At 45.8% G+C, this 961-nt stretch carries 1 pseudogene and 1 riboswitch; the pseudogene reads right to left on the bottom strand.

Annotated elements, in window-relative coordinates:
* Window positions 1–48: 48 nt before the first annotated feature.
* A pseudogene (locus tag CIK04_RS24130) lies at window positions 49–393 on the bottom strand (alanine--glyoxylate aminotransferase family protein); the annotation flags it as partial.
* A gap of 215 nt (window positions 394–608) precedes the next feature.
* Window positions 609–787: riboswitch (Lysine riboswitch) on the top strand.
* Window positions 788–961: the final 174 nt, after the last annotated feature.

Here is a 961-nt window from a genome sequence, read left to right as displayed (position 1 = left end):
GCGTTAAGGCCTGCTCGACCTTCTCAACCGAGACTGGCAGTCCCATCAGTCATCCACTAACACCGCCTCTCCACCAGCACGAATGACATTTTCACGCATGCGCTCACCAAACACCCCATTGCGGCAGACGATRACTTTATCTCCCGGCTCAATCAGGTTCACAAAGCACGCTTCCATTCCCGCACTACCTGGTGCAGAAACCGCAATGGTAAAATCATTCTCAGTTTGAAAGGCGTATTTAAGCAGTTGCTTGAGCTCATCCATCATCTGAATAAACACGGATCCAAGTGCCMACGTTGGGCGGCTTAGTGCTTGTAGTACTTGCGGGGAAATATCAGACGGTCCTGGCCCCATTAAAATACGACGTGGGGGAATAAAGCTTTGAATTGACATACCGGCTCCTTGCTAAGTGTGAAAAAGGTTAACGGACAGCGTAATCGTTTTAATGCAAATTATGTTTCTCCACACTAAAGCAAACGAGCAACGACAGCAATTAGCCGACAGTCTTAGAGGTCAAACCAGTGTCAACAATTTGTTAATAAAAACTTTCAATCAAGATCGAATTAGCAGTTGACATTGGAGTGTGAAAAACGTTCAATGTTTAAGCTTTTTGCAGAAGAGGAGCACTGCCCAGGCAGATGTTTTGTGGAGCCGCAACTCCAACACAGAACATTCAGGGGGAGTAGTGCCGAGGTAGATCAAAATTGCAGGATTTGATCTGTCGGTTGACTTGGGTTGAGTCCCATCAACTGTCATCAGCTCAGCCTGATGAAGAGCTTCTGAGATGGATTTTCTGATTATTCAAACTGACCTCTCTAAACCGCTCTGCCCCTTTCCTCACCAAAACAAACATCGGATGTTGGATTACCAACGGTTAATATTTTTCGGAAGTTCGTGGGAGAAATGCCGTGAGCGCATTGAATGTAGCGAAAATTTGGTGGAACAAGTGTTGCAAACTTTG

This window comes from Vibrio sp. 03_296 (assembly GCF_002265885.1).
The sequence above is the reverse complement of the archived record's forward strand: the minus strand, read 5'-3'. Positions and strand labels throughout refer to the sequence as shown.